This is a genomic window from Colwellia sp. KS18-150 (assembly GCF_057551365.1).
The window spans coordinates 389,320-411,785 of record NZ_BAAJMC010000003.1; the positions used below are offsets into that span (position 1 = coordinate 389,320).

General features: G+C 37.7%; 22 protein-coding genes. 11 read left to right on the forward strand and 11 right to left on the reverse strand.

The window, feature by feature from the left end; all coding sequences use genetic code 11:
- Positions 1-37: 37 nt before the first annotated feature.
- Genes rdgB through tadA form a run of 3 tightly spaced genes read left to right on the forward strand, consistent with a single transcriptional unit; the run spans position 38 to position 2,341 of the window.
- The gene (gene rdgB / locus AC27IF_RS07330) at positions 38-637 is read left to right on the forward strand and encodes an RdgB/HAM1 family non-canonical purine NTP pyrophosphatase (RefSeq protein WP_487053286.1); all 600 of its coding nucleotides are present in this window, start codon (positions 38-40) and stop codon (positions 635-637) included.
- Between the two features lie 40 nt (positions 638-677).
- Positions 678-1,835: a radical SAM family heme chaperone HemW gene (hemW, locus tag AC27IF_RS07335; protein ID WP_487053288.1), complete on the forward strand. Its 1,158-nt coding sequence runs from the start codon at positions 678-680 to the stop codon at positions 1,833-1,835.
- On the forward strand, positions 1,835-2,341 hold the full coding sequence (gene tadA, locus AC27IF_RS07340) for a tRNA adenosine(34) deaminase TadA (RefSeq protein WP_487053290.1): 507 nt from the start codon (positions 1,835-1,837) through the stop codon (positions 2,339-2,341). The genes hemW and tadA overlap by 1 nt, the downstream gene beginning before the upstream one ends.
- Here the strand turns inward: tadA and AC27IF_RS07345 are convergent.
- A complete protein-coding gene (locus AC27IF_RS07345; protein WP_487053292.1) occupies positions 2,338-2,478 on the reverse strand; it encodes a hypothetical protein in 141 nt (46 codons plus the stop codon). The genes tadA and AC27IF_RS07345 overlap by 4 nt on opposite strands.
- 104 nt (positions 2,479-2,582) lie before the next feature.
- Positions 2,583-4,022 (reverse strand): membrane-bound lytic murein transglycosylase MltF, encoded by a 1,440-nt coding sequence (gene mltF, locus AC27IF_RS07350; RefSeq protein WP_487053294.1) that lies wholly within the window; start codon positions 4,020-4,022, stop codon positions 2,583-2,585.
- Positions 4,023-4,223: 201 nt separating this feature from the next.
- On the opposite strand from mltF, the gene purL reads away from it, so the two are divergent.
- Both purL and AC27IF_RS07360 read left to right on the forward strand, forming a co-directional pair.
- A complete protein-coding gene (gene purL / locus AC27IF_RS07355) occupies positions 4,224-8,177 on the forward strand; it encodes a phosphoribosylformylglycinamidine synthase (RefSeq protein WP_487053295.1) in 3,954 nt (1,317 codons plus the stop codon).
- A 111-nt stretch (positions 8,178-8,288) separates the two neighbouring features.
- Entirely contained in the window at positions 8,289-8,963 is a 675-nt protein-coding gene (locus AC27IF_RS07360; RefSeq protein ID WP_487053297.1) for a nitroreductase family protein, read from the forward strand.
- A gap of 44 nt (positions 8,964-9,007) precedes the next feature.
- Here the strand turns inward: AC27IF_RS07360 and AC27IF_RS07365 are convergent, their stop codons facing one another.
- From AC27IF_RS07365 to AC27IF_RS07375, 3 genes are all read right to left on the reverse strand, one after another.
- The gene (locus tag AC27IF_RS07365) at positions 9,008-10,111 is read right to left on the reverse strand and encodes an ABC transporter substrate-binding protein (RefSeq protein ID WP_487053299.1); all 1,104 of its coding nucleotides are present in this window, start codon (positions 10,109-10,111) and stop codon (positions 9,008-9,010) included.
- 83 nt (positions 10,112-10,194) lie between these two features.
- Positions 10,195-10,575 (reverse strand): VOC family protein, encoded by a 381-nt coding sequence (locus AC27IF_RS07370; RefSeq protein WP_487053337.1) that lies wholly within the window; start codon positions 10,573-10,575, stop codon positions 10,195-10,197.
- Positions 10,576-10,617: 42 nt separating this feature from the next.
- Complete coding sequence (locus AC27IF_RS07375; protein ID WP_487053301.1) at positions 10,618-10,962, reverse strand: hypothetical protein; 345 nt, start codon at positions 10,960-10,962, stop codon at positions 10,618-10,620.
- Between the two features lie 101 nt (positions 10,963-11,063).
- Here AC27IF_RS07375 and AC27IF_RS07380 point away from each other — a divergent pair, with 101 nt between their 5' ends.
- The gene (locus tag AC27IF_RS07380; protein WP_487053303.1) at positions 11,064-11,978 is read left to right on the forward strand and encodes a LysR family transcriptional regulator; all 915 of its coding nucleotides are present in this window, start codon (positions 11,064-11,066) and stop codon (positions 11,976-11,978) included.
- A gap of 41 nt (positions 11,979-12,019) precedes the next feature.
- On the opposite strand, the gene AC27IF_RS07385 is transcribed toward AC27IF_RS07380, so the two are convergent.
- Positions 12,020-12,247, reverse strand: coding sequence for a hypothetical protein (locus tag AC27IF_RS07385; protein WP_487053305.1), 228 nt, complete (start codon positions 12,245-12,247; stop codon positions 12,020-12,022).
- A gap of 19 nt (positions 12,248-12,266) precedes the next feature.
- Positions 12,267-12,602, reverse strand: coding sequence for a ribonuclease E inhibitor RraB (locus AC27IF_RS07390; RefSeq protein WP_487053307.1), 336 nt, complete (start codon positions 12,600-12,602; stop codon positions 12,267-12,269).
- A 108-nt stretch (positions 12,603-12,710) separates the two neighbouring features.
- Here AC27IF_RS07390 and AC27IF_RS07395 point away from each other — a divergent pair, with 108 nt between their 5' ends.
- The gene (locus AC27IF_RS07395) at positions 12,711-13,604 is read left to right on the forward strand and encodes an RluA family pseudouridine synthase (protein ID WP_487053309.1); all 894 of its coding nucleotides are present in this window, start codon (positions 12,711-12,713) and stop codon (positions 13,602-13,604) included.
- Positions 13,605-13,712: 108 nt separating this feature from the next.
- On the opposite strand, the gene dapA is transcribed toward AC27IF_RS07395, so the two are convergent.
- The 3 genes from dapA to AC27IF_RS07410 form a co-directional block, all read right to left on the reverse strand.
- Positions 13,713-14,621 (reverse strand): 4-hydroxy-tetrahydrodipicolinate synthase, encoded by a 909-nt coding sequence (gene dapA / locus AC27IF_RS07400; protein WP_487053311.1) that lies wholly within the window; start codon positions 14,619-14,621, stop codon positions 13,713-13,715.
- 71 nt (positions 14,622-14,692) lie between these two features.
- Positions 14,693-15,085 (reverse strand): hypothetical protein, encoded by a 393-nt coding sequence (locus tag AC27IF_RS07405; protein ID WP_487053312.1) that lies wholly within the window; start codon positions 15,083-15,085, stop codon positions 14,693-14,695.
- Positions 15,086-15,251: 166 nt separating this feature from the next.
- Entirely contained in the window at positions 15,252-16,016 is a 765-nt protein-coding gene (locus tag AC27IF_RS07410) for a DUF4097 family beta strand repeat-containing protein (RefSeq protein WP_487053313.1), read from the reverse strand.
- Between the two features lie 97 nt (positions 16,017-16,113).
- Between AC27IF_RS07410 and AC27IF_RS07415 the strand changes: the two genes are divergently transcribed.
- From AC27IF_RS07415 to AC27IF_RS07430, 4 genes are all read left to right on the forward strand, one after another.
- On the forward strand, positions 16,114-17,406 hold the full coding sequence (locus AC27IF_RS07415; protein ID WP_487053314.1) for a CinA family nicotinamide mononucleotide deamidase-related protein: 1,293 nt from the start codon (positions 16,114-16,116) through the stop codon (positions 17,404-17,406).
- A 254-nt stretch (positions 17,407-17,660) separates the two neighbouring features.
- Positions 17,661-17,987 carry a hypothetical protein gene (locus AC27IF_RS07420; protein WP_487053316.1) on the forward strand — a complete coding sequence of 109 codons (327 nt, stop codon included), beginning with the start codon at positions 17,661-17,663 and terminating at the stop codon, positions 17,985-17,987.
- Between the two features lie 85 nt (positions 17,988-18,072).
- Positions 18,073-19,761 carry a flagellar assembly protein A gene (locus AC27IF_RS07425; RefSeq protein ID WP_487053318.1) on the forward strand — a complete coding sequence of 563 codons (1,689 nt, stop codon included), beginning with the start codon at positions 18,073-18,075 and terminating at the stop codon, positions 19,759-19,761.
- A 1-nt stretch (position 19,762) separates the two neighbouring features.
- A complete protein-coding gene (locus AC27IF_RS07430; protein WP_487053319.1) occupies positions 19,763-20,554 on the forward strand; it encodes a DUF2884 family protein in 792 nt (263 codons plus the stop codon).
- Positions 20,555-20,616: 62 nt separating this feature from the next.
- On the opposite strand, the gene AC27IF_RS07435 is transcribed toward AC27IF_RS07430, so the two are convergent.
- Complete coding sequence (locus tag AC27IF_RS07435) at positions 20,617-22,278, reverse strand: electron transfer flavoprotein-ubiquinone oxidoreductase (RefSeq protein WP_487053320.1); 1,662 nt, start codon at positions 22,276-22,278, stop codon at positions 20,617-20,619.
- Positions 22,279-22,466 lie beyond the last annotated feature (188 nt).

A 22,466-nucleotide genomic window follows, 5' to 3' on the forward strand; every position in this document is an offset into this window, starting at 1 on the left:
TAGTCACCATTATTCTAAGCCACCGAAAAAACTCCTCATGTCGAAAATAGTATTAGCCACAGGCAATCAAGGTAAAGTAAAAGAATTAGCCAGTTTACTTGCCGAATATCAAATCAGCATCGTACCGCAAAGTGATTTTGATGTGCCTGAAGTAGCCGAAACGGGCACTACCTTTGTTGAAAATGCCATAATCAAAGCACGTCATGCCTCAAAAATAACAGGCCTTCCTGCTATTGCTGATGATTCAGGATTAGAAGTTGATGCCTTGCAAGGTGCACCCGGCGTTTATTCTGCTCGCTATGCTGGCGACATACTAGAAAACCCAAGTGACAACGATAATACCAATAAATTACTTATTGCTTTAGAGAATGTACCTGAAAGTGAGCGTACTGCACGTTTTCATTGTGTTTTAGTCTATATGAAGCATGAAAATGATCCAATACCAATAATCTGTCATGGTGTTTGGGAAGGTAGTATTAGCCGAGATAAACAAGGAGAGCAAGGTTTTGGCTATGATCCTGTGTTCTGGCAAGATGATTTACAGTTATCCTCAGCACAGTTACCTCGCGATATTAAAAATAAATTAAGCCATCGAGGCCAAGCATTAGCTAAACTTGTCGCTGAGCTAGTATCATAGTATTTCCAATCCCCCCCGAATACAGAACGAGAGAAAAAGAGTGAGTACTAACTTTTTAATCGCACCACCGTTATCTTTATATATTCATATTCCCTGGTGTGTGGAGAAGTGCCCTTATTGTGATTTTAACTCTCATGCCCTAAAGTCTCAGATTCCAGAGCAAGACTATGTCACGGCATTAATCAAAGATTTAGATGCTGATATGCAACGCTTTGAGTTAATGGGTAGAAAGCTGCATTCCATATTTATTGGTGGTGGTACGCCAAGCTTATTTTCACCAAGTGCTATTGAAAGCCTATTATCTCAAGTACTTTCACGGTTTTCACATGATAACTCACTAGAAATAACCTTAGAGGCCAATCCCGGTACTGTAGAAGCAGATAAGTTTATTGGTTTTGCTCAGGCAGGTGTTACCCGCTTATCGATTGGCGTTCAAAGCTTTGAGTCAGAAAAGTTAATAAAGCTAGGCAGAATTCATAATGTTAGCCAAGCAGAGCAAGCGGCTAAACTTGCCAAAACTTCTGGGGTAAAGAGTTTCAATTTAGATTTAATGCATGGTTTACCCAACCAAACCCTAGAGAATGCTCTTGACGATTTGAAAACAGCGATAAGCCTACAGCCAGATCACCTTTCTTGGTATCAGTTAACGATTGAACCTAATACAGCTTTTCATTCTAAACCACCAAAATTACCACAAGATGAAACCTTGTGGGAGATTCAAGATCAAGGTTTTAAAATGTTAGCTGAAGCAGGATATCAACAGTATGAGATTTCGGCTTTTAGCCAAAAAGGTAAACAATGCCAACACAACCTTAACTATTGGCGCTTTGGCGATTATTTAGGTATTGGCTGTGGCGCTCATGGGAAAATTACCGACAGTAAAACAGGCACAATTAAGCGCACCATTAAAGTAAAGCATCCTAAAGGCTACCTTGACCCTGATCGAAATCCTTTAGATCACTTAACCAGTGTTGCATCCAGCGAATTACCTTTTGAATTTATGATGAACCAGCTGCGCTTATTTTCTAGTTTCACTTTACATGACTTTCAACAGCGTACTAACTTACCAATGAGTTCAATTTTACCGACATTGGAGTTAGCTCAAGATAAAGGGTTATTACTATGCACACGGGAAAAATGGCAGGTCACGCAGTTAGGTCATCGATACCTAAATGATTTATTGGAGCTATTTCTTTGATGAGTACAAATACTGAATCCGAAGATAAAGACTTTATGCAACGCGCATTTGAGTTAGCACAACAAGCAGAAAGTATCGATGAGATCCCTGTAGGTGCCGTCATGGTTCACCAAGGAAAAATTATTGGCGAAGGCTTTAACCAATCAATTACGCTAAACGACCCCTCTGCGCACGCAGAAATGATCGCGATACGCCAAGCAGGACAACAACTTAAGAATTACCGGTTACTTGACTGTACCTTGTATGTGACACTTGAGCCCTGCCCTATGTGTGCAGGTTTATTGGTTCACAGTAGAATTAAGCGGCTTGTATATGCCAGTAAAGATTTAAAAACGGGTGCCGCAGGAAGCGCCTTTAACTTGGTAGATAGTGCTCAACTTAACCATCAGATTGTTGTTGAAGCTGGAGTTATGGCTGAGCAGTGCAGTAAGTTATTATCGGATTTTTTTAAACGACGTCGCAGTGAAAAAAAACAGGCTAAGCAAGCGAGAAAAGCTAAAATTTAGTGTTCTTTAATTTGCGTCGTTGTATCTTGTGACAACTGTTGATTGAAGTAAAATTGTCTACGTGCGTTCACTTTATGATGCTGAACTTTCAAATGCTTTTTACGGGCGTTGGCTGATTTTTGTCTTCTAATTTTCATAATTAGTTTCTCTTTTCTTTAATGTATTATTTAATTTCCTTCATTATTGTTTAAGTATATGACAAGCATATGACAATCATTAAACAAATTATATTGATTATGTTTTATTCTGTAATTTCTGCGGTATCAGCTATCTCTGCTGCACTTTCCTTTGACTTATTATCTAACCAAGTCAAAGTATCATAATAACGACGAATATTTTCCACATAACTTACTGGCTCTGCACCTCGTGCATAACCATATTTAGTTTTTTTATAATATTTCTTCTGCTGTAATAATGGCAAACGTGTTTTTACTTCTACCCAACGATCAGGATCTCCTCCTTGTTGTTGAGTAATAATTCTGGCGTCATTTAAGTGACCAAAACCAACATTATAAGAAGCTAGTGCAAACCACATCCTATCGGGGCTTGGTATCCTATCTGGCATCTTATCTATCATACGCTTAAAGTATTTAGCACCACCGCGGATACTTTGTTCAACATCTAAGCGACTTTTAATGCCCATTTGTTTTGCCGTATCCAGTGTCAGCATCATCATGCCACGTACTCCAGTATGAGAGCGGGCATGTGGCCGCCAGTGGGACTCTTGATAACTGATTGCGGCTAATAAACGCCAATCAATTTCTTGACCATGCTTTTCAAATAAAGGTTGGTATTTAGGTAATTTATTTTCTACTGCTTTAATAAAAGTACGTGTCTCAACATAATTGAACTCTTCGATATGACCATAATATTTATCATCTAGAGCTAACAAAGTACCATCGTGATGAACCTGACCAAAAAACTCCACCAAGCTAGCTAAAATGGCATCATCGCTGTTTTGACTTAACATCCAGGCTAATGGCTCTGCTTGGCTAATACTAAAGGCAATACTAATTTCTGGGTAATAGCGGCGATTAATCGCGAGAATATTACTGTCAATTACTGTGTAATCAATTTCTTCATCGAGTACTTTTAACAATAGCTCTTCACTGTCAAAGTCTTTACTTTCTTGCCAAGTAAGCTCAGGATTCGTTTGTTGTAATCGTTCTAAGTTTTCCACATAACTCGAATCAGCGGTAACCATTAACGTACCTGATAAATCGGTTAACTTTCTTGGCCAAGTTTTTCCCTGTTTAAACACTAGTTTTTGCGTGGCTTCTTGATAGCTTGGTGCAAACCGAAAACGCTGTAAACGTTTATCCGTAACGGATAAACCTGCCGCCAGAAAATCAACTTCTCCATTGTTTAACTTGATAAATAACTCATCTAAGTTATAGCTAGGAACAATTCTAAGCTCAACATTAAGGGATTGGGCATATTTTTTTGCCAGCTCATATTCAAAGCCAGAAAAATCATCACTTTGAACACCATCACCTTTGATATAAAAACTATTAGGTCCATACAAGGTACCAACAGTAACAAAACCACGATCAATGATGCGTGCGAAACTTGCTTGCTGATTTTTTTCATCACAAGAAAAAAGCACAGTGAGTAGCAATAAAGTTAAAAATATTCGTCTTACGCGAAAAATATTTTTTTGTATAAAGTCGATAAGTTTCATAGGGTAATTGTCGCGTGTATTACCTTGTTAGCCAAGTACTTTTTTTTTGTACAAATTTTTAATTAAAACATAGCGCTTTAGCGCTTACTAAACGATGAAAAAACAATTATAATACGCGCGAAATTTTCGCTTAGGCTAAAATTAATATCTAGCCTAAATGTATATAAACGAAAACCCTACATAAATATGGTGATTAACCCTATGACGATGTTGATAAAAAACCTTCGTGGCGCTCCTGCTCTTTCTGATTTTAGAGTACAAAAGCTACTGGCGCAATGTGCTGATTTAGCACTACCAGTAACAGATATCTATGCTGAATTTGCCCACTTTGCCAAACTTAATGGCACTTTAGCGACCAATGAAGAAAACGTTTTACAACAATTACTCACGTATGGACCAACTATTGAAGAGCATGAGCCACAAGGTCAGTTCTTACTAGTAACTCCTCGTCCTGGCACCATTTCTCCTTGGTCTTCTAAATCAACCGACATTGCCCATAACTGTGGTTTAACGCAAGTTGACCGTTTAGAGCGTGGCTTAGCGTATTACATTACTCTTAATGATGGCGCTAGCTTAACCGCAGAGCAAAAAATTAAACTAACTGCACTTTTACATGACCGCATGATGGAAAGTGTTTTTACTGACTTTAGTGATGCAGAGCAGTTATTTGCTAGTGCAGAGCCAGGCAAGTTAACTGCGATTGATATTGAAAATGGTGGCAAAAATGCCTTAGTGCAAGCCAATATTGAACTAGGTTTAGCCCTTGCTGATGATGAAGTTAATTACTTATTTGAAAACTTTAGTAAATTAGGCCGTAATCCTCACGATATCGAACTTTATATGTTCGCCCAAGCTAACTCTGAGCATTGTCGTCATAAAATATTTAATGCTGATTGGACTATTGATGGTGAGAAACAACCTAAATCATTATTTAAAATGATCCGCAATACCCATGAAGTAAATCCTGACTTTGTATTAAGTGCCTATAAAGATAACGCTGCTGTAATGGTAGGTAATAAAGGTGGTCGCTTCTTCCCTAACCCTGAAACTAATGTCTACGGTTATAGCCATGAAGACATTCAGGTATTAATGAAAGTTGAAACCCATAACCATCCTACTGCTATTTCACCATACCCTGGCGCAGCTACTGGCTCTGGTGGTGAAATTCGTGATGAAGGCGCAACGGGTGTGGGTTCAAAACCTAAAGCGGGTTTAGTAGGTTTTTCTGTATCGAATTTACGTATCCCTGACTTTGAACAACCTTGGGAAACAGATTTTGGCAAGCCAAGTCGTATCGTTTCTGCCCTTGATATCATGATGGAAGGTCCATTAGGTGGTGCGGCGTTTAACAATGAATTTGGTCGCCCTGCTATTTTAGGTTACTTCCGTACTTTTGAAGAAGAAGTTAATTCCTTCAACGGTGTTGAAGTACGTGGTTATCATAAGCCAATTATGCTTGCTGGCGGTTTAGGTAATATCCGTGATGAGCATGTACAAAAAGGTGATATTGTTGTTGGCGCCAACTTAATCGCACTTGGTGGCCCAGCCATGAACATTGGTTTAGGTGGTGGTGCTGCATCAAGTATGGCATCAGGACAATCAGCTGAAAACTTAGATTTTGCTTCTGTACAACGTGAAAACCCAGAAATGGAACGTCGTTGTCAGGAAGTTATCGATAAATGTTGGCAGCTTGGCGATAAAAACCCAATTTTATTTATTCATGATGTCGGCGCTGGTGGTTTATCAAATGCTTTCCCAGAGCTAGTTTCTGATGGCGGCCGAGGTGGTGTGTTTGAACTACGTAATGTGCCTAATGACGAGCGCAGTATGGCGCCACATGAAATCTGGTGTAATGAATCACAAGAACGTTATGTACTAGCGGTATCTGATGAGCAACTAGCACAATTCACTGAAATTTGTGCCCGTGAACGTGCACCATTTGCCGTTGTTGGCAGAGCTACTGAAGAAGAACACTTAACCGTTACTGATGAACACTTTGCTAACGATGAAGCATTAAATACGCCAATTGATTTACCGCTTGATGTGTTATTAGGTAAAACACCAAAAATTATTAAAGATGTTAAAAGTACTAAAGCTGTTGGTGACACATTAAATACCAGTGATATTGCCCTTGAAGATGCTGCTAACCGAATATTGAGCCTACCAACCGTTGCTGAGAAAACTTTCTTAATCACTATTGGTGATCGAAGCGTAACCGGTATGGTAAACCGAGATCAAATGGTTGGCCCATGGCAGGTACCAGTAGCAGATTGCGGCGTAACCGCCTCCGCACTTGATTCATATCATGGTGAAGCTATGTCATTGGGTGAACGTACTCCGGTAGCCCTACTTAACTTTGGCGCTTCAGCTCGTCTAGCTGTGGCTGAGTCTTTAACCAATATTGCTGGAACTGATATTGCTGGTACTGACGGTGATAGATTAAACCGCATCAAACTTTCAGCAAACTGGATGTCACCGGCAGGTCACCCTGGCGAAGATGCTGGTCTATATGAAGCCGTTAAAGCAATTGGTGAAGAACTATGTCCTGCCCTTGGTTTAACCATACCCGTGGGTAAAGACTCTATGTCAATGAAAACCCAGTGGGATGAGAATGGTGAACAAAAATCTGTTACCTCTCCGTTATCATTAGTGATTACCGCCTTTGGTGTTGTTGAAGATATTCGTAAAACCGTAACACCTCAACTACGTACTGATTTAGGCGACACCCGTCTTGTAGCCATTGACCTATCAAAAGGTAAGAACCGTTTAGGTGGTTCATGTCTAGCACAGGTTTATAAACAGTTAGGTAATGAAACTCCAGACGTTGACAGCCCAGAAACATTAAAAGGTTTCTTCAATGCTATGCAAACTTTAGTACGTGATGAAAAGTTAATTGCTTATCATGATATTTCTGATGGCGGTTTATTTACCACGGTAAGTGAAATGGCTTTTGCCGGTCATACCGGTATTGATATTGATCTTTCTAGCTACAGTGGTGATAACGTTTCTGTGCTTTTCAATGAAGAGCTAGGCGCTGTTATACAAGTTCGTGAATCTGATGTCGATGCTATTCATAAAGTGTTAGAAACTCATGGCATTTTAGATTGTTGTACTGATGTTGGTCGCATTAATAATGAAGACGTAATCCGCTTTAGCCGTGATGGTGAAGTTGTGCTTGAGAATTCTCGTACTTATTACCGTACTACGTGGGCACAAACCACTTATAAGATGCAATCGTTACGTGATAACCCAGCTTGTGCTCAAGAAGAGCACGACGTTAAATTTGATACTGAAGATCCAGGTTTACAAGCTGAATTAACTTTTGATATCAACGAAGATAATGTTGCTGACTTGATTGCTAAAGATGCCCAAAACGACACTAACCCACGTGTCGCTATTTTACGTGAGCAAGGGGTTAACTCCCACGTAGAAATGGCTGCAGCATTTGATCGCGCCGGCTTTATTGCCGTTGACGTACATATGTCTGATATTCTATCAGGCCGAGCCGATTTAGCTGATTTTAACGGCTTAGTCGCTTGTGGTGGCTTCTCTTACGGTGACGTATTAGGTGCAGGTGAAGGTTGGGCAAAATCAATCTTATTCAATGAAAAAGCACGCGCTATGTTTAAAGCATTTTTTGAGCGTGACAATACCTTCTCATTAGGGGTTTGTAATGGCTGTCAGATGTTATCTAACCTAAAAGATATTATTCCTGGAAGTGAACACTGGCCTCGTTTTGTGCAGAATGAATCAGAGCGTTTTGAAGCACGTTTCTCATTAGTTGAAATTCAAGAAAGCCCATCGGTATTATTTAAAGGCATGGCTGGCTCAATGATGCCAATTGCAGTATCTCACGGTGAAGGTCGTACTGAATTTAGCTCTGATGAAGCAGTAGATGCTGCTAATAATTCAGGTACAGTATCGATGCGTTATGTCAACAACTACGGTGATGTTACAGAAACTTACCCTGCAAACCCTAATGGCTCTGCAGACGGTATTACTTCATTAACCACCACCGATGGTCGTGTTACTATCATGATGCCACATCCTGAGCGTGTATTTAGAACGGTAGCTAACTCTTGGCACCCAGATAGTTGGGGTGAAGATTCACCTTGGATGCGTATGTTCCGTAACGCTAGAGCATTTATTGGTTAATCATGTAAGCAAACTGATACACCTTAAATAAAACCCGACCTTGTTCGGGTTTTTTATTGTCAAAAACTTCTGTTAGGCTAATAAGTACAATCAAAGAATAAGAGACTATTAATGCAAGATCATGACTGTTTACCTTTAACTGACTTCATTGAATACCCAAAAGCTGAAATGCTAGAGCGCTCCGAAACTTTTTATCACGACATTAAACGTCGGCATTCAATCAGAAGCTTCAGCGATAAACCTGTTGATAAGGCTATTATTGAAAATTGCTTAAAAGCGGCAGGTACAGCGCCAAGTGGTGCCAATCATCAGCCTTGGCATTTTGTTGCAGTTAATTCACCTGAAATTAAAAAACAAATACGGGAGCAAGCTGAGCATCATGAGCAAGGGTTTTATAATGGCCGCGCTGGTGAAGAGTGGCTTGATGCTCTGAAAGATTTAGGTACCGATGCCAGTAAACCTTATTTAGAGCATGCACCTTGGCTGATTGCTATATTCAGTCAAAAAAAGGGCGGCATTAATGAAGAAGACAAAAACACTAACTATTATGTTCATGAGTCTGTAGGTATTGCCACTGGCTTCTTAATTAACGCACTACATAATGCTGGCTTAGCAACTTTAACTCACACACCTAAACCTATGTCATTTTTGAATAAAGTTTGTAACCGTGGCGATAATGAACGCGCATATATGTTATTAATTGCAGGCTATCCTGCTGATGATGCCACGATACCAACTCATGCTCAGGTTAAAAAATCATTAACCGATATCGCGACTTTCCTATAGCGTTAATTGTAGGTTTATTTAGTAGGGTTTTATTAGAGGATGCATCATTGAGAGCATAAGTCACTTTTCAAAGATGTTTTTTCTAAGTTTTCGATAGTATATTCAAGCACTTTGTTCTCTGAATATTTAAAACGAGAAAAGTCGTAACAATCAAACTGTTTGTTGACCAAACGATGACTGAAGCTTTTATAAAATGGGCTTAAACTTGACTCAAATATATTAATAACCTGATGTCTTTGACTAATTGGTAACTTATTTTCATTAATATCTGCAAGCATAATTAACGCTTTGGCTCCTAAGGTAACATGACCACCATAGGAAACATCTACCGGGTAATGGCTATCATCAATATCCCAGTTGATGCCGCCAATCATAATTGGATACGCGACTTTTGACTCTAGAACAGCTTGTTTAGCACCAAATGCCATGGCATCATTCGCCGCCCAAATAATATCAATTCGAGTGCGTTGTAAAATACCTTTAACTTTTTGATATGCTTCTCTCTTAGACCAATGAGCTACAGTACTATCAATATGTTGTAAATTTTGATGACTTAGCAGCCCTTCTGTCAATCCTTTTTCTCGAGCTAAGGAAGCTGGTGTGTTGTAATCTCCTAGTAGTGCCAAAACATTCTTTGGGCTATTACCACTCATTTCTTGTGCGTGTAATTCATACCTACTAGCTAAGTCATCTATCAAGTGTTTGCCGACAATAAAATTATTGGGCACTAAACTGCCCGTAATTAACGACTTCTGTTCGGTTGATAGCTGAGTATGCTGTTCATGACTGATATCATTTAATAGCATAAATATTGGAATATTCTCGGCAGATATTTGTTTAATTAGCGTTAAAGCCGCACCTTTTTCATTTACTAAAACCACGTAATCAGGCTTATTAGCTAATATTTGTTCAGCTAAATTTGTCATTACAATGTGGTTTCGTTGAGTATAAAGGGTAATTAACTCTATATTAAAATCAATAGCTGCCACTTCCATAAAGCGGCTAACATTCGGCCAAAAGCTGCCTGTGGTATTTTCACTTGAATGACCAGGGTTAACAAAAACAACTTTAAAATCACTCTTCGCTTCACTGTGGAATATAAGTAAAGAAAATACGAATAGAATAATTTTGAACAAGGTTTTGAACATAAAGGGCTATCAGGTTAATTATATATTTCAACTCTAAGTTTAGCTTATTTTAGCCGCTGTGATTAGTAGTATTGCTTGCTAAATCAACTTGACTTTTCTACTCGCCATGGTGGGTTAAGGCGATTTTCGCCAGCCCAGTAAAGTATGATCTTATTGCCACTAGGATCATACAGCGACGCTTCCCGCCATAAATATCTTTCATCTCTTGGCCCATGAATAAACTCAACACCTTTAGATTGTAATTGCGTGACCCATTCATCTAGCTCCTCATGCTCAAAATATATCACCGCACCACTTTTGGCCAATGAGTCGGTTAATGACAATGAAAATGTAGAATCACCTTCTGGACATTCAAAACGAGCATAATGTGGGGTATCAACAATTTGGGTAAAACCTAAACGCTGGTAAAACTCTGTAGACTTATCCATATCATGTACTGGTAAAGTCACTTGATTTAAATTCATCATCTTTCCTTAAATTATTTGTGAAGCAATTTTAGCAAGGTATTATAACCCACGACCAAACTGTAAAAATGATTGTAACAACAACCATTCTGCTCTCTCTTTAGGTAAACACTGAAATAAAGGCTCCACCTCAGGTGTTTCATTTTTAACTTGATGTTCAGCTGACTCCCAGATCATGTGCACTAACTTAACTTTAACTCTACACGTTACGACCTCATCATTTTTAGTATAGTAAATCTTAATATCATTAACTCGTTTACTCAATTGTTTATACGTTTTTTCTTGCGGGTTTATTAGCCTAGAATATTCAAAGGCCAATAAAGAAGCTGATAATAAAACCATTGAATATAAAGATATTACAAGTATTTTTAAGATTGAATTTTTCATATATTTTCCATTTAGTATCGAAAGTGTAGATAACAGATTAGATATGATAAGGTGACAAAACAAACGATTTAATATTAAGTTCACTTAAGAAAAACTTAACCATGAAAAATTTACCACCGCTAAAATCCTTACAGTTCTTTTTAATCGTTGGGCAAGCGAAGAATTTCAAGCAAGCTGCGGATCGACTAAATTTGACTCAGGCAGCAGTAAGCCAACAAATTAGATTGTTAGAAGAGCGTCTACAAACAACATTATTCTTGCGCTCTAACAAGCAAACAACACTTACTGATAAAGGTCGACAATTATTACCCTTCGTTGAAAGAGCTTTTGAAGAGTTCTCTAATGGCGTACAACTTATTACCGGCGATCCTAATCCACATGTTTTACGTATTTCAGCAGTACACTCTTTTAGCTCACTCTGGCTTATTCCAAGGCTTCAAGAATTTCAACAATTACACCCTGAAATTATGGTGCAATTAGCTCCCTCAAGTGAGCTTATCGACTTTAAGCAATCAAATATTGATTTGGCTATTCGTATGGGTACCGGAAAGCACAGTGATTTACAACAAAAGAAAATTTACCATGACAATTTAAGTTTTGTTGCTAGTCCAAAGTTAATCAAAGATATTGATGACAAGGATCCTAAGCAGGTATTTAATCTCCCTTGGATTGAAGATACCACGATAGGTTTACAACAAAAGTTTAAAGAATATTGTCATAGTAATAATATAGATTACCAAAGTTTAGTTCCCGTCATTCAGGCAAATGACGCTCTGCCGTTAATTAATAGTGCCGTTCAAGGGCAAGGTTTTCTATTAGTGAATACTAGCCTAGTGATAGAGCATTTGCGTGATGGTCGATTGGTTACATTACTTAATTATGGTGAAAAAAGTCCATATTCACTTCACCTAGTTGCTCCAGAGCGGCAATTTCTTTGGCGGAAAGTTAAACTTTTTGAGCAGTGGATAACACCAAAATTAAAAGCTTCAATGGCAGACTTAGAGCACTTATTATGATAAATATCACTTAATCTCTTCGACATTAAACCTATAAAAACTTATACGAAATCCAACTGAATTTCAGTACAACCTTTGCTGCAGCGAATACCTGAAATGTTTGAAGGTGAGTTTTTTTCAGACTCTGGTGTTAGTAAAGTTAAAGGCTGCCGACAAACTTCACACAATACTATTTGACCCGCCATTACTTTTTTCAATACTTGCCGGTGCTCAGCAAATGAGTTTTTACTTTTCTTTTGCAGCTGTTCAAACTGTTTAATATCAATCATTCGTTATCACCAGAAAATTTTATAAACAGTAAAAACCATCGAACTTGCCTTGCAATGGCGCACCACTGCTTTCGAGTAACTCTTTATAGGCGCAAATATTCTCATAAGTTAATGGCATTTCTGGGTAAGCAGTTATTTCCCAAGGCAGTTCTTCATTATCTTGAAATGGTGTGAAAGAAAGCTTTTGGTTATTTTCTAACAATATTTGACCAAACTGCAACGCTAGCTCTGGTGAGGGAAATAATATTGAGAATTCGACTTCTCTCAATTGGTCAAGATCATCGCCAGCTTGATGCATTTTCCATAAAGCATCGCCAATAGTATCTTGTGGAAAAAGGGTTAAATCACGGCTCATGAACAAACTCGACTAATATGTTAACTTAAAAGGAATGGCAGACATTTTACCTGATAACAGATAAAAGTGTTAAACTAAGCAATATTATTTTCCTATTTTACTTCCTCAATGACAGCAATTTTTGAGCACCACGTAACTGTTAGTGACGCTTCGATTCAAATCAATAATACAGCTATTTCAATATTATTTGATAGCCTTGAAGTAAGTGGAAATCCCTTAAGCAAAGGCCATCTGAAACAAGCGATCAGTAAAGGAGCATTATGGCTAACTCGAGGTAAGCATACTCAAAGACTACGTCGAGTAAAAAAAACACTTCAAGCGGGTGATAAGTTACACCTTTATTATAATGAAGCCGTACTTGGGTCAGAAGTTGATGATGCACTTTTGATCAGTGACGAAAGTCATTACAGCGTTTGGTATAAACCTTATGGCATGCTTTCTCAAGGCTCTAAATGGAGTGAACATTGTACTATTGGCCGTTTTGTACAGCAGTATTTTACTGAGCAACGCCCCGCTTTTGTCATTCACCGTTTAGATAGAGCAGCAACAGGCTTAATGCTCATTGCTCATAGTAAAAAAGCAGCAAGAGCCTTATCTACCATGTTTGAAGAGCGAACAGCGCAGGACAATTCACTGACCAAGCATTATCAAATTATTGTTCATGGCGATCATCGCCTACATGAACAGCCACAAACCATCACATCTGATGTTGATGGTAAAAATGCGAGTAGTACTTTTACTTGTTTATCTTTCGATGAAATAAACAAGCAATCTCTAATCGAGGTAAAAATTGATAGTGGTAGAAAGCATCAAATACGTGTCCATGCTGCTAGTATTGGTTTACCCGTGGTCGGTGATAGGCTACATGGTATTGAAGGTAAAGACGCAAGCATTAACTTACAGTTATGTGCGATGAGTTTACGCTTTAATTGCCCTTTATCAGGCGAGATTAAGCATTTTGAATTACCTCAAGACTTAAGGACTCAGCTACTTTCACAGTAAATAAGTCTTTCTAAGGAAGCACTCAGTTAATCTTTTGAATATGACTCAAGCAAATAAATATTTTTACTTACTCAAGCCACAGCTACAAATGTCTAGATTGATATCAGCTTATACGCAGTAATTGAAATCATCATCGGCCAGTAAAGCTAAAGATTCGCCGACAATTTCACTACTGTCTAGTTCGTTTAGTAATTCATATCCTTGCTGACGTTGCTCTGTTGATAAAGCAATATAAGGTAAACGAAAGTTTGGCTGAACAGCTCCAGTCATCATCAAAGTAGTATTTACTGCGATAGGGTTTGGCTCACAAAACAACCACTGCATTAAGCCATGAACACGAGAATTTAATGCTTTATTTTCGTTATCCATTAATTGGCGCATGATGCCTGGAATAACATTGGATGTTACTGATATTACGCCATGTGAGCCGTATTGATGGCGTCCATCATGACTTTCATCATCATTACCTGACCAACAAGCGATTCCTTGTTTTTCATAGTGAGCAATACGTTCGTTACCACCACACTCTTTAACGCCAATGAAGTTTTTATGTTTAGCTAACGTTTCAATAATATCAGGGGTTAAGTCTTGCCCTGTTCGCCCTGGTACATTATAAATAAAGGCAGGTCCAATATCTAAAGTTCGAGTAAAGTGCTCAATTACACCTCGAGTAGAGGTTCGGCCATAGTATGGGTTAATTTGCAAAGTAGCGTCCATTCCTGCTGCAAAACCATTGATTGTCGCCTTAATAGCTTCACCAGTATTATTACTGCCGGTGTTACCAATAATGAGTAACTTATCACTAAATTTATGAACACTATGGGCAATCAAAATCAAGTGTTCTTCCCAGCTAAGTAAATGTCCCTCGCCAGTTGTACCACCAACAATAATGCCATCAACGCCAGCATCAATTTGATTTTGTACTAGAACATCATAGGTTGCTAAGTCTACTTCTCCGGTTTCGGTATAAGGTGTTTTTATTGCGGTAATTAAACTGGCTGATTTGAACTGCTTCATTATTTTCCTAACTTCTACTCAAATTTGTGACTAATTCCAAATGAATAACAATCTATTCAATTGATAATAAACTAACAATGTCCAATATTGTCGGTGATTTTACGCATCATGAAAATTTCTTTAGTATCGATATGCTGATATTCAAAAATATGGTGATCTAGCTGTAACACTCTGTAAGCATGGTAGTTGTTTTCATCATTAAGATCGACTCCGTAAAGTTCCTCATCAATAATTTCATTTTTAGTAATAGTAAAGTGAACATCAGCCACTAATCCCCAATCACCTAATTCGGTTACCTGCTCTATTAGTTGTTCCGTCTTATTCTCTTGTACTTCATAAGTTATAAAAGTAAATTCAAAACTACCGTCTGAACTAAGTTGAGCATACTCAACAATTTTTCTATTTTGATCGTCAATGCCATGACGAAACCAACGACCAAACAATAATTTTCTATCGAATTTCACGGATTACTTGCTCATTATTTTAAAGAGGAAATAACAAAACACCCTCGAGCAATATTTTATTTATGCGCGATGGTGTTTATTTTAATGGTAAATGTAGGTAAAGCCAATCTGAATAAGTTATTCTTATATCAGGTAACTCAGGTAATAATGTACCTATTGAATAAACTTAATTTTTTAGCACTTTAATACTGCCATTCACGCTCTCCATATTAATATTTACTTTTCCAGAGCCGATATCGCCACGTAAGTTATGACCAGTAAAAACATTCTCTTGAGAGTCTAACCCAAAGTCTGTTTTTATACTGCCATGCATCGTTTCAATATCTAAACTCGCATCAATATCACTGGGTACATATAATTTAATACTGCCATTTACGGTTTCTAAATCTATGTCTTTAATATCTTCACTAAAGTCTTGATATGTGACTTTAATACTACCATTAACTGAACTCAGCTCACTGTCTTTGGTTAGTCCCGTGGCTTTTATTGAACCATTGACTACCTGAGCATTTACCTCACCGCTAACGTCATTAATTTTTAAACTACCGTTAACTAACTCAATATCGGTTAAATTAGTCGAGCTTGGTAGCCAAACTTTATATTCTACTTGGGCAGATTGTTCATTGCCCCAACCAGCATTCTCTTCATAATGAGTTTCTACGGCGACTTGTTGACCACTTTGCCTTATTTTTACTTCAACACGATCACGCTGTGCCTGTGAATCAGCTTTTATAGTGGCCTCAACTTTAATTGTTGATTCTTGCCAACTTGAAATGACCATAGCACCATTAATATTTTCTAAACTAAATAAACTGTTGTCCTTTACAGCAAAAGAGCGCTCAACAGTATCAACAACTTCAGCCTGAGATGTTAAAGAATATGTACCCAACACTGCACAAACCAATAAGCTGCTTTTTAATAATGTATTCATATTTTCCCCTAATTATAGTATTTTCATGCTTTACATATTGAGATGCAAAGTAAGTTAAAAAGGTTTAACTTACTTAAAAATATTTATAGGACATAAAATGATTGCGCCAAAAGTACAACTATTATTAACGGGCAACGAATTAATGACAGGTGATATTGTTGATAGTAACTCAGCGATGATTGCTGAACAGTTTAAAGAAATTGGCTTAGAAATATCTCGCAAAGTCACTATAGCAGACGATTTAGATTTGTTGATTAATGAAATTAACCAGTTAGCACAGCAATCCGATATCCTAATAATAAACGGCGGATTAGGTCCAACGATTGATGACTTAACTGCACAAGCATTAGCAAATGCCACTAAAGTCGAGTTATCAGAACATTCACAAGCATTAGCTCATCTAAAAGCATGGTGCACTAAACGTGGCGTAAAGTTAAATAAACCTAATTTAAAACAAGCAATACTACCTCAAGGTTGTGAAATTATTGCCAATAGACAAGGAAGCGCCGTTGGTTTTAAGGTCAATCATTTTAATTGCGACATATACTGCACTCCGGGTGTTCCGAGAGAATTAAACATCATGCTCAAAGAGCAAATCATACCGGATATAGTAAAAACAATTCCTAATGAATTGATATCAGATGTTACTCGACTGCAAGTTTTTGGGTTAGGTGAATCAACGCTACAAAAAATGGTCGATGAACAATTACCAGACTGGCCAAGTGATATTGAATTGGGATTTAGAGCAGGTATGCCTCTCTTGGAAGTTAAGTTAACGACGAACAGTCAACAAGGATACAAAAATAAGGGGTTGTGGCAACAGAAGCTCTCTACCCTGCTAGGTGATCATTTATTAGCAAAGGTTGAAGAAACACCATTGAGTTTAGCTAAACACTTGTTAATAAAGCTTCAAGAGCAGAATTTAACGATAACGACTGCTGAATCTTGTACCGGAGGACAAATTGCAAGTTTAATCACTCGAGAGCCGGGCTCCTCTCATTCTTTTGAAGCTGGATTTGTTACCTACAGTAATACCATGAAAACTAAACTACTCTCCGTTGATGAAAGCATGTTAGCTGAGCACGGTGCTGTCAGTAAAGAAACAGCGCTAGCCATGGCTGAAGGAGCTTTACAAAAATCATCCGCAGATATGGTCATCGCTGTTACAGGCATAGCAGGTCCTGAAGGTGGCAGTAAAGAAAAGCCAGTAGGTACAGTTTGGTTGGCCTGGGGAAGTAAAAACAATTTAAAAGCCATTTGCTTATTAATGCCTCTTCCGCGTAGTTATTTTCAAAAGTATGTTGCCAGTATTGGTATTGATTTAGTTCGAAGGGAGTTGATAAACAGTCAACAGACCGCGCATTACATTGTTGAAAGGCAAGTTAGCTAGGTTTTTTTAACAACTCATTGCTAAGCTAATCAAAAGTTTATATATTTACATATATGTACCATTATCTCCATACATGATAGTCACAATTCATTGTGGTAAGTGTTATTTAAGCCAATATTGTGATGCTTTACGGAGAATCAAAGTCATTTATTAGAATCTCATCTATATTATTTATAGCTTTACGATTTTTTGCCCATGATGATTAACCAACACTAATAACAAAATATTTACAGTATTTTAGATTGGAGCCTATTTTGATAGATAAAAATTTTATAACGAGTGGTCGCAATACCATTATTCATAAAGTAAAAAAGTTTGACTTACTTATAGTCAATGGCGAGAACCCTGTTGTGATTGTTAGCAACCGTGGTATTGGAATCTATAAAGGTGATATCCCTGCCAAACGCTCTATTGCTAAAAAAGCATACCAAGAAGTATTGCATGTCGAATCTTCTGAATTGTTTGGTGAAGAGAAAACATTGATTTTTGTTCAAGCGTTAGACGGTAAAGAATATAAAATCGACTACAGTAAAGTTGAAACCAAAACATTTATCAAGATCCATCAAGATAATTATATTTAATTCCTATTTGTATTAATAAAAACCAATTTAATACCATCAAAGTAGTTCATTAGTTTCTTAATGATGATGTCGGAGAAAACCCTATATGAGTCAGCTCAGTTTAGTCGTTAATGCCAAAGACAATATTGATTTAAAAATTTCTCCTGTCAAAGGCGGTGACTCTATTACAGAAGCCACTGTACTTGAATTAATTAGCGACTCAGAATACGTCGACCTTGCTATCAATAACGCAAATATTAAAAACGCTATTGCTGAACTCAATGATGTATTAAAACCATTGCAAGAAAATAAAACGGGACGAGAGTTCACTTATCAAGTATTAGAGCGTATAGACGCTAAAATTACCGTCAGCATTGATCAAGACGAAATGGGAGCTACTGCCGAGATAATGCCTGCTCAAGGCGGCAAAAACTTATCAGCTAAAGCGATATTAAAAGCAGCTCAAGATATGGGAGTTAAAAAAGGCTTTAGTAAAGAAGAGTTAATCAAACTCGCTCATCTAGCTGCAAAAGCAAGTCCAAACTCGCAGGTAAACCTACAAATTGCCACAGGAAAATTGGCAATTAACGGTAAAGATGCTGAAATCAAACCACTCGTTGAAAGTGCGCAATCTCGCATCCTACGTCCTAAGAAACGTGAAGATGGTAGTGTTGACATGCGTGACTTAGGTGACATTATTTGTGTCAAGGTTGGCGATCCATTAGCAAAAAAGGTTCCGCTGACAACAGGAAAACAAGGATATACGGTAACGGCAACACCACTAGCTCCCGAGCCAGGTAATGATGTTGAGTTGGTTCCTGGAGAAGGTACAACTATCAGCCCTAAAAATGAAAATGTATTAGTTTCTGAAAAAGTAGGCTTACCTAAACTGATACCTAACGGGATGGAAGTTGATGAAGTATATAAAATCAAGGATGTCACTGTTGGCAGTGGCAATATCAACTTCACGGGTAGTGTCATTATTGAAGGAGATGTTACCGAAGGCATGAAAGTGATTGCCAGTGGCGATGTGACTGTAGGTGGTTTTGTTGAGTCCGCGATGATCGAAGCTGGTGGTGATGTGACTATCTCTGGCGGAATTATTGGCCGAAAACACGATATAGAAAAAACAAAAATTACTGACGTTCAAATGAGCGTAAGTGTCAATGCTAAAGGGAGTATTTACGCAAAGTATGGACAATATGCGCAAATAAACTGTGGTAAAGATATTCGCATTGAAAATCAACTGTTACATAGCCTACTAAATATCCAAGGCGCACTAAGGCTTGGTACCGAAGAACAATCAAACGGAAAGCTTATCGGTGGTTATATAAAAGCAGGAACTTTCGTCAGTGCGGGTATGGTTGGCGCAACTGCCGGTAGTAATACGATTATAAATTTTGAACACGAAATACTTAAGTTTAAAGAACAAATGCAAGAGATTGATTCAAGGCTTAAAGTGGATTCAGCTAAAACCACTGAATTAAAAGCGGCAACTAATAAATTGAAAAAACTGCCGAAAGAAAAAGCAAACCCTGAAATGTTAGCTAAAGTGATCTCCACTTATCAGTTTCATGCCAAGCGTATGGGTGAAATACTGCTAGAAAAAGAAGCACATGAAAAAGCTACACAAGAATATATGGAAGGTGTCTATATAGAGGCAACAGAAAAGCTATATCATGGAGTAGAACTTATTGTAGGTGATTTTCATGATAGATCTCGTCGAGAATATGGACCGAGTAGAATGATTTATAAAGAACGAAAGGTTCTTATTGACCCAATAGTAAATACATAAAATGATAAAAATAACCTCCATACTATTGTTGGCGCTAACACTGATAATTAGTTTCAATAGCCAAGCAAAACAATGCTCGATTAATTTAAATTATGGAGTAATCATTGACCCAAGCCATATCCGTATCATCGATCATGGTAAAACTGTCATTCAAATTAATGGTAGCTCTCAACTTTTTATTGAGGGTCGAGAAATAACACTCGATAACGAGCAGGAAAAAATATTAAATGAATTTTCTAACGGTATACGCAAGCAAATTCCAGAGATAGTTTCTATTGCTATAGAAGGCGTTGATATTGGTTTAAAAGCAGTAAATAAAGTTATTGGTGGTTTGACAGGCGAAAATAGTGTTTCACAGCAAAAGATACAAACTAAATTTGATGATCTAAAGTGGCGGATGAGAAAGCGTTTTAACCAAAGCGCTAATAATTATTATATAGCACCACAAGACTTCGATGACTTTGACGATATATTTACCGGTGAATTTGAACAAGAGTTAGAAGAGATAATCTCAGATTCTATTGGCACTATTTTACTGGCTGTCGGTGAAGCTATTATTAAGGATTCGGATAATGACAACCCAAGAAATGCTGAGCAGCGAATTACTACCTTTGATGAACGTATGGAAACTATGGGCAAGGATTTAGAGTTAGAAATTGGCGCTAGCGCAAAAGTATTAGGAAAAAAAGCAGAGCAATTTTGCATACAGATGTCAGAGCTTGATAAAACAGAAAGTAAAATGCACCAATCTATTCAATCGTTAAGCCGATTCGATTTGATTGAAATTAACTAATACAAAAAATTAAGGCTGTAATATAAACATCACAGCCTTATAAATATTACCTTTTTAATATATTACATATTAGGGTAGTTCGGACCACCAGTCCCTTCGGGAGTAACCCAAGTGATATTCTGACTTGGATCTTTGATATCACAGGTTTTACAATGGATACAGTTTTGTGCGTTTATAACAAACTTATCTCCGTCCTCTGTGCTCTCCACCTCATAAACACCTGCTGGACAATAACGTTGCGCTGGCTCGTTAAAGTTAACTAAATTAACACTGATAGGAATGCTACTATCTGCTAACTTCAAATGACAAGGTTGCTCTTCTTCGTGATTGGTATTAGACAAGAACACTGAAGAAAGTTTATCAAAACTTAATTTTTTATCCGGTTTAGGGTATTCGATAACAGCTACTTCACTTGCCATTTTCAATTGGGCATGATCTAAACTGTCATCTTTAAAGTTAAACGGCAATTTCCCACCAAAGAAGTTTTGATCTACAGTGTTGTAAAAACCACCAAAAAAAGTGCCAAACTTATGCATGGCTGGACCAAAATTACGAGTGTTATATAGTTCATCATATAACCAAGAGGCTTTGAACTTATCAGTAAAGCTTGTTAGATCTTGTTTACCTTCTGCTGCAACATCTTCACTATTACTTAAAGCTTCAACGATTGCTTCAGCAGCTAACATGCCTGACTTCATTGCGGTGTGATTACCTTTAATTTTAGCAAAGTTAATCGTACCTGCATCACAACCTACCAATAAGGCACCAGGCATTGTCATTTTAGGTAAAGAGTTAAAACCACCTTTAGCCATAGCTCGAGCACCATAAGAAACTCGTTTACCGCCTTCTAAATATTGGCTGATCTTTGGATGGTGCTTATATCGTTGAAACTCATCAAATGGACTCAAATGCGGGTTAGCGTAATTTAAATCAATGATTAAACCAACAAACACTTGGTTATTCTCAGCATGGTATAAATACCCACCACCAGTAGTATCTTTATCTAACGGCCAACCTGCTGTATGAACAACTAAACCTTCTTGGTGCTTAGCAGGGTCTATATCCCAAATTTCTTTAAAACCAATACCATAATGTTGAGGTGATTTTCCTTCATCTAATGAAAACTTGGCAATCAACTCTTTACCTAAATGCCCACGACAGCCTTCGGCAAACACAGTGTATTTAGCACGAAGTTCCATTCCCGGCATAAATGAATCTTTTTCATTCCCTTCTGCATCAAGCCCCATATCGCCAGTAATAATACCACCAACACTACCATCATCATTATAAATAACACTTTGGGCAGGAAAACCAGGAAATATTTCAACGCCTAACTCTTCAGCTTGCTCAGCAAGCCAGCGGCAAACATTACCCATACTAGCAATATAATTGCCCTCATTATGCATGGTTTTAGGTACCGCAAAGTTAGGTAACTTTATCCCATTATTATCACTATTGAGTAAATAAATATCGTCGCCAGTAACTTTAGTCGTTAAAGGAGCACCTTTTTCTTGCCAATCAGGAAAAAGTTCAGTTAATGTGCGAGGCTCAAATACCGCACCAGAAAGGATATGAGCACCAACTTCAGAGCCTTTCTCTACAACACACACCATTAATTCTTGTTCTTGTTGCTGTGCTAGTTGCATTAGATGACAAGCAGTTGATAAACCGGCGGGACCAGCACCAACAATTACTACGTCAAACTCCATCGATTCTCGTTCCATGGTAATTCCCCATATTTCATTGTAATTGGTAAAATAAATTCAAACAGGTGTTTGATATTCAAACAGGTGTTTGATAGTATCTTAATAAAGGTAGCCGAGCAAGACACAAATAGCTTATTTTTATTTAGCTTAGTCTAGCTATATTTTCAGTTACTACTATGCTTTATTGCATTAGTTTAAAACAAGTT

Coding starts and splice junctions, on each gene's coding strand:
- rdgB (WP_487053286.1), top strand. CDS start 38: ATGTCGAAAATAGTATTAGCCACAGGCAATCAAGGTAAAGTAAAAGAA.
- tadA (WP_487053290.1), top strand. CDS start 1,835: ATGAGTACAAATACTGAATCCGAAGATAAAGACTTTATGCAACGCGCA.
- AC27IF_RS07345 (WP_487053292.1), bottom strand. CDS start 2,478: ATGAAAATTAGAAGACAAAAATCAGCCAACGCCCGTAAAAAGCATTTG.
- mltF (WP_487053294.1), bottom strand. CDS start 4,022: ATGAAACTTATCGACTTTATACAAAAAAATATTTTTCGCGTAAGACGA.
- purL (WP_487053295.1), top strand. CDS start 4,224: ATGACGATGTTGATAAAAAACCTTCGTGGCGCTCCTGCTCTTTCTGAT.
- AC27IF_RS07360 (WP_487053297.1), top strand. CDS start 8,289: ATGCAAGATCATGACTGTTTACCTTTAACTGACTTCATTGAATACCCA.
- AC27IF_RS07365 (WP_487053299.1), bottom strand. CDS start 10,111: ATGTTCAAAACCTTGTTCAAAATTATTCTATTCGTATTTTCTTTACTT.
- AC27IF_RS07370 (WP_487053337.1), bottom strand. CDS start 10,575: ATGAATTTAAATCAAGTGACTTTACCAGTACATGATATGGATAAGTCT.
- AC27IF_RS07375 (WP_487053301.1), bottom strand. CDS start 10,962: ATGAAAAATTCAATCTTAAAAATACTTGTAATATCTTTATATTCAATG.
- AC27IF_RS07380 (WP_487053303.1), top strand. CDS start 11,064: ATGAAAAATTTACCACCGCTAAAATCCTTACAGTTCTTTTTAATCGTT.
- AC27IF_RS07385 (WP_487053305.1), bottom strand. CDS start 12,247: ATGATTGATATTAAACAGTTTGAACAGCTGCAAAAGAAAAGTAAAAAC.
- AC27IF_RS07390 (WP_487053307.1), bottom strand. CDS start 12,602: ATGAGCCGTGATTTAACCCTTTTTCCACAAGATACTATTGGCGATGCT.
- AC27IF_RS07395 (WP_487053309.1), top strand. CDS start 12,711: ATGACAGCAATTTTTGAGCACCACGTAACTGTTAGTGACGCTTCGATT.
- dapA (WP_487053311.1), bottom strand. CDS start 14,621: ATGAAGCAGTTCAAATCAGCCAGTTTAATTACCGCAATAAAAACACCT.
- AC27IF_RS07410 (WP_487053313.1), bottom strand. CDS start 16,016: ATGAATACATTATTAAAAAGCAGCTTATTGGTTTGTGCAGTGTTGGGT.
- AC27IF_RS07415 (WP_487053314.1), top strand. CDS start 16,114: ATGATTGCGCCAAAAGTACAACTATTATTAACGGGCAACGAATTAATG.
- AC27IF_RS07425 (WP_487053318.1), top strand. CDS start 18,073: ATGAGTCAGCTCAGTTTAGTCGTTAATGCCAAAGACAATATTGATTTA.
- AC27IF_RS07430 (WP_487053319.1), top strand. CDS start 19,763: ATGATAAAAATAACCTCCATACTATTGTTGGCGCTAACACTGATAATT.
- AC27IF_RS07435 (WP_487053320.1), bottom strand. CDS start 22,278: ATGGAACGAGAATCGATGGAGTTTGACGTAGTAATTGTTGGTGCTGGT.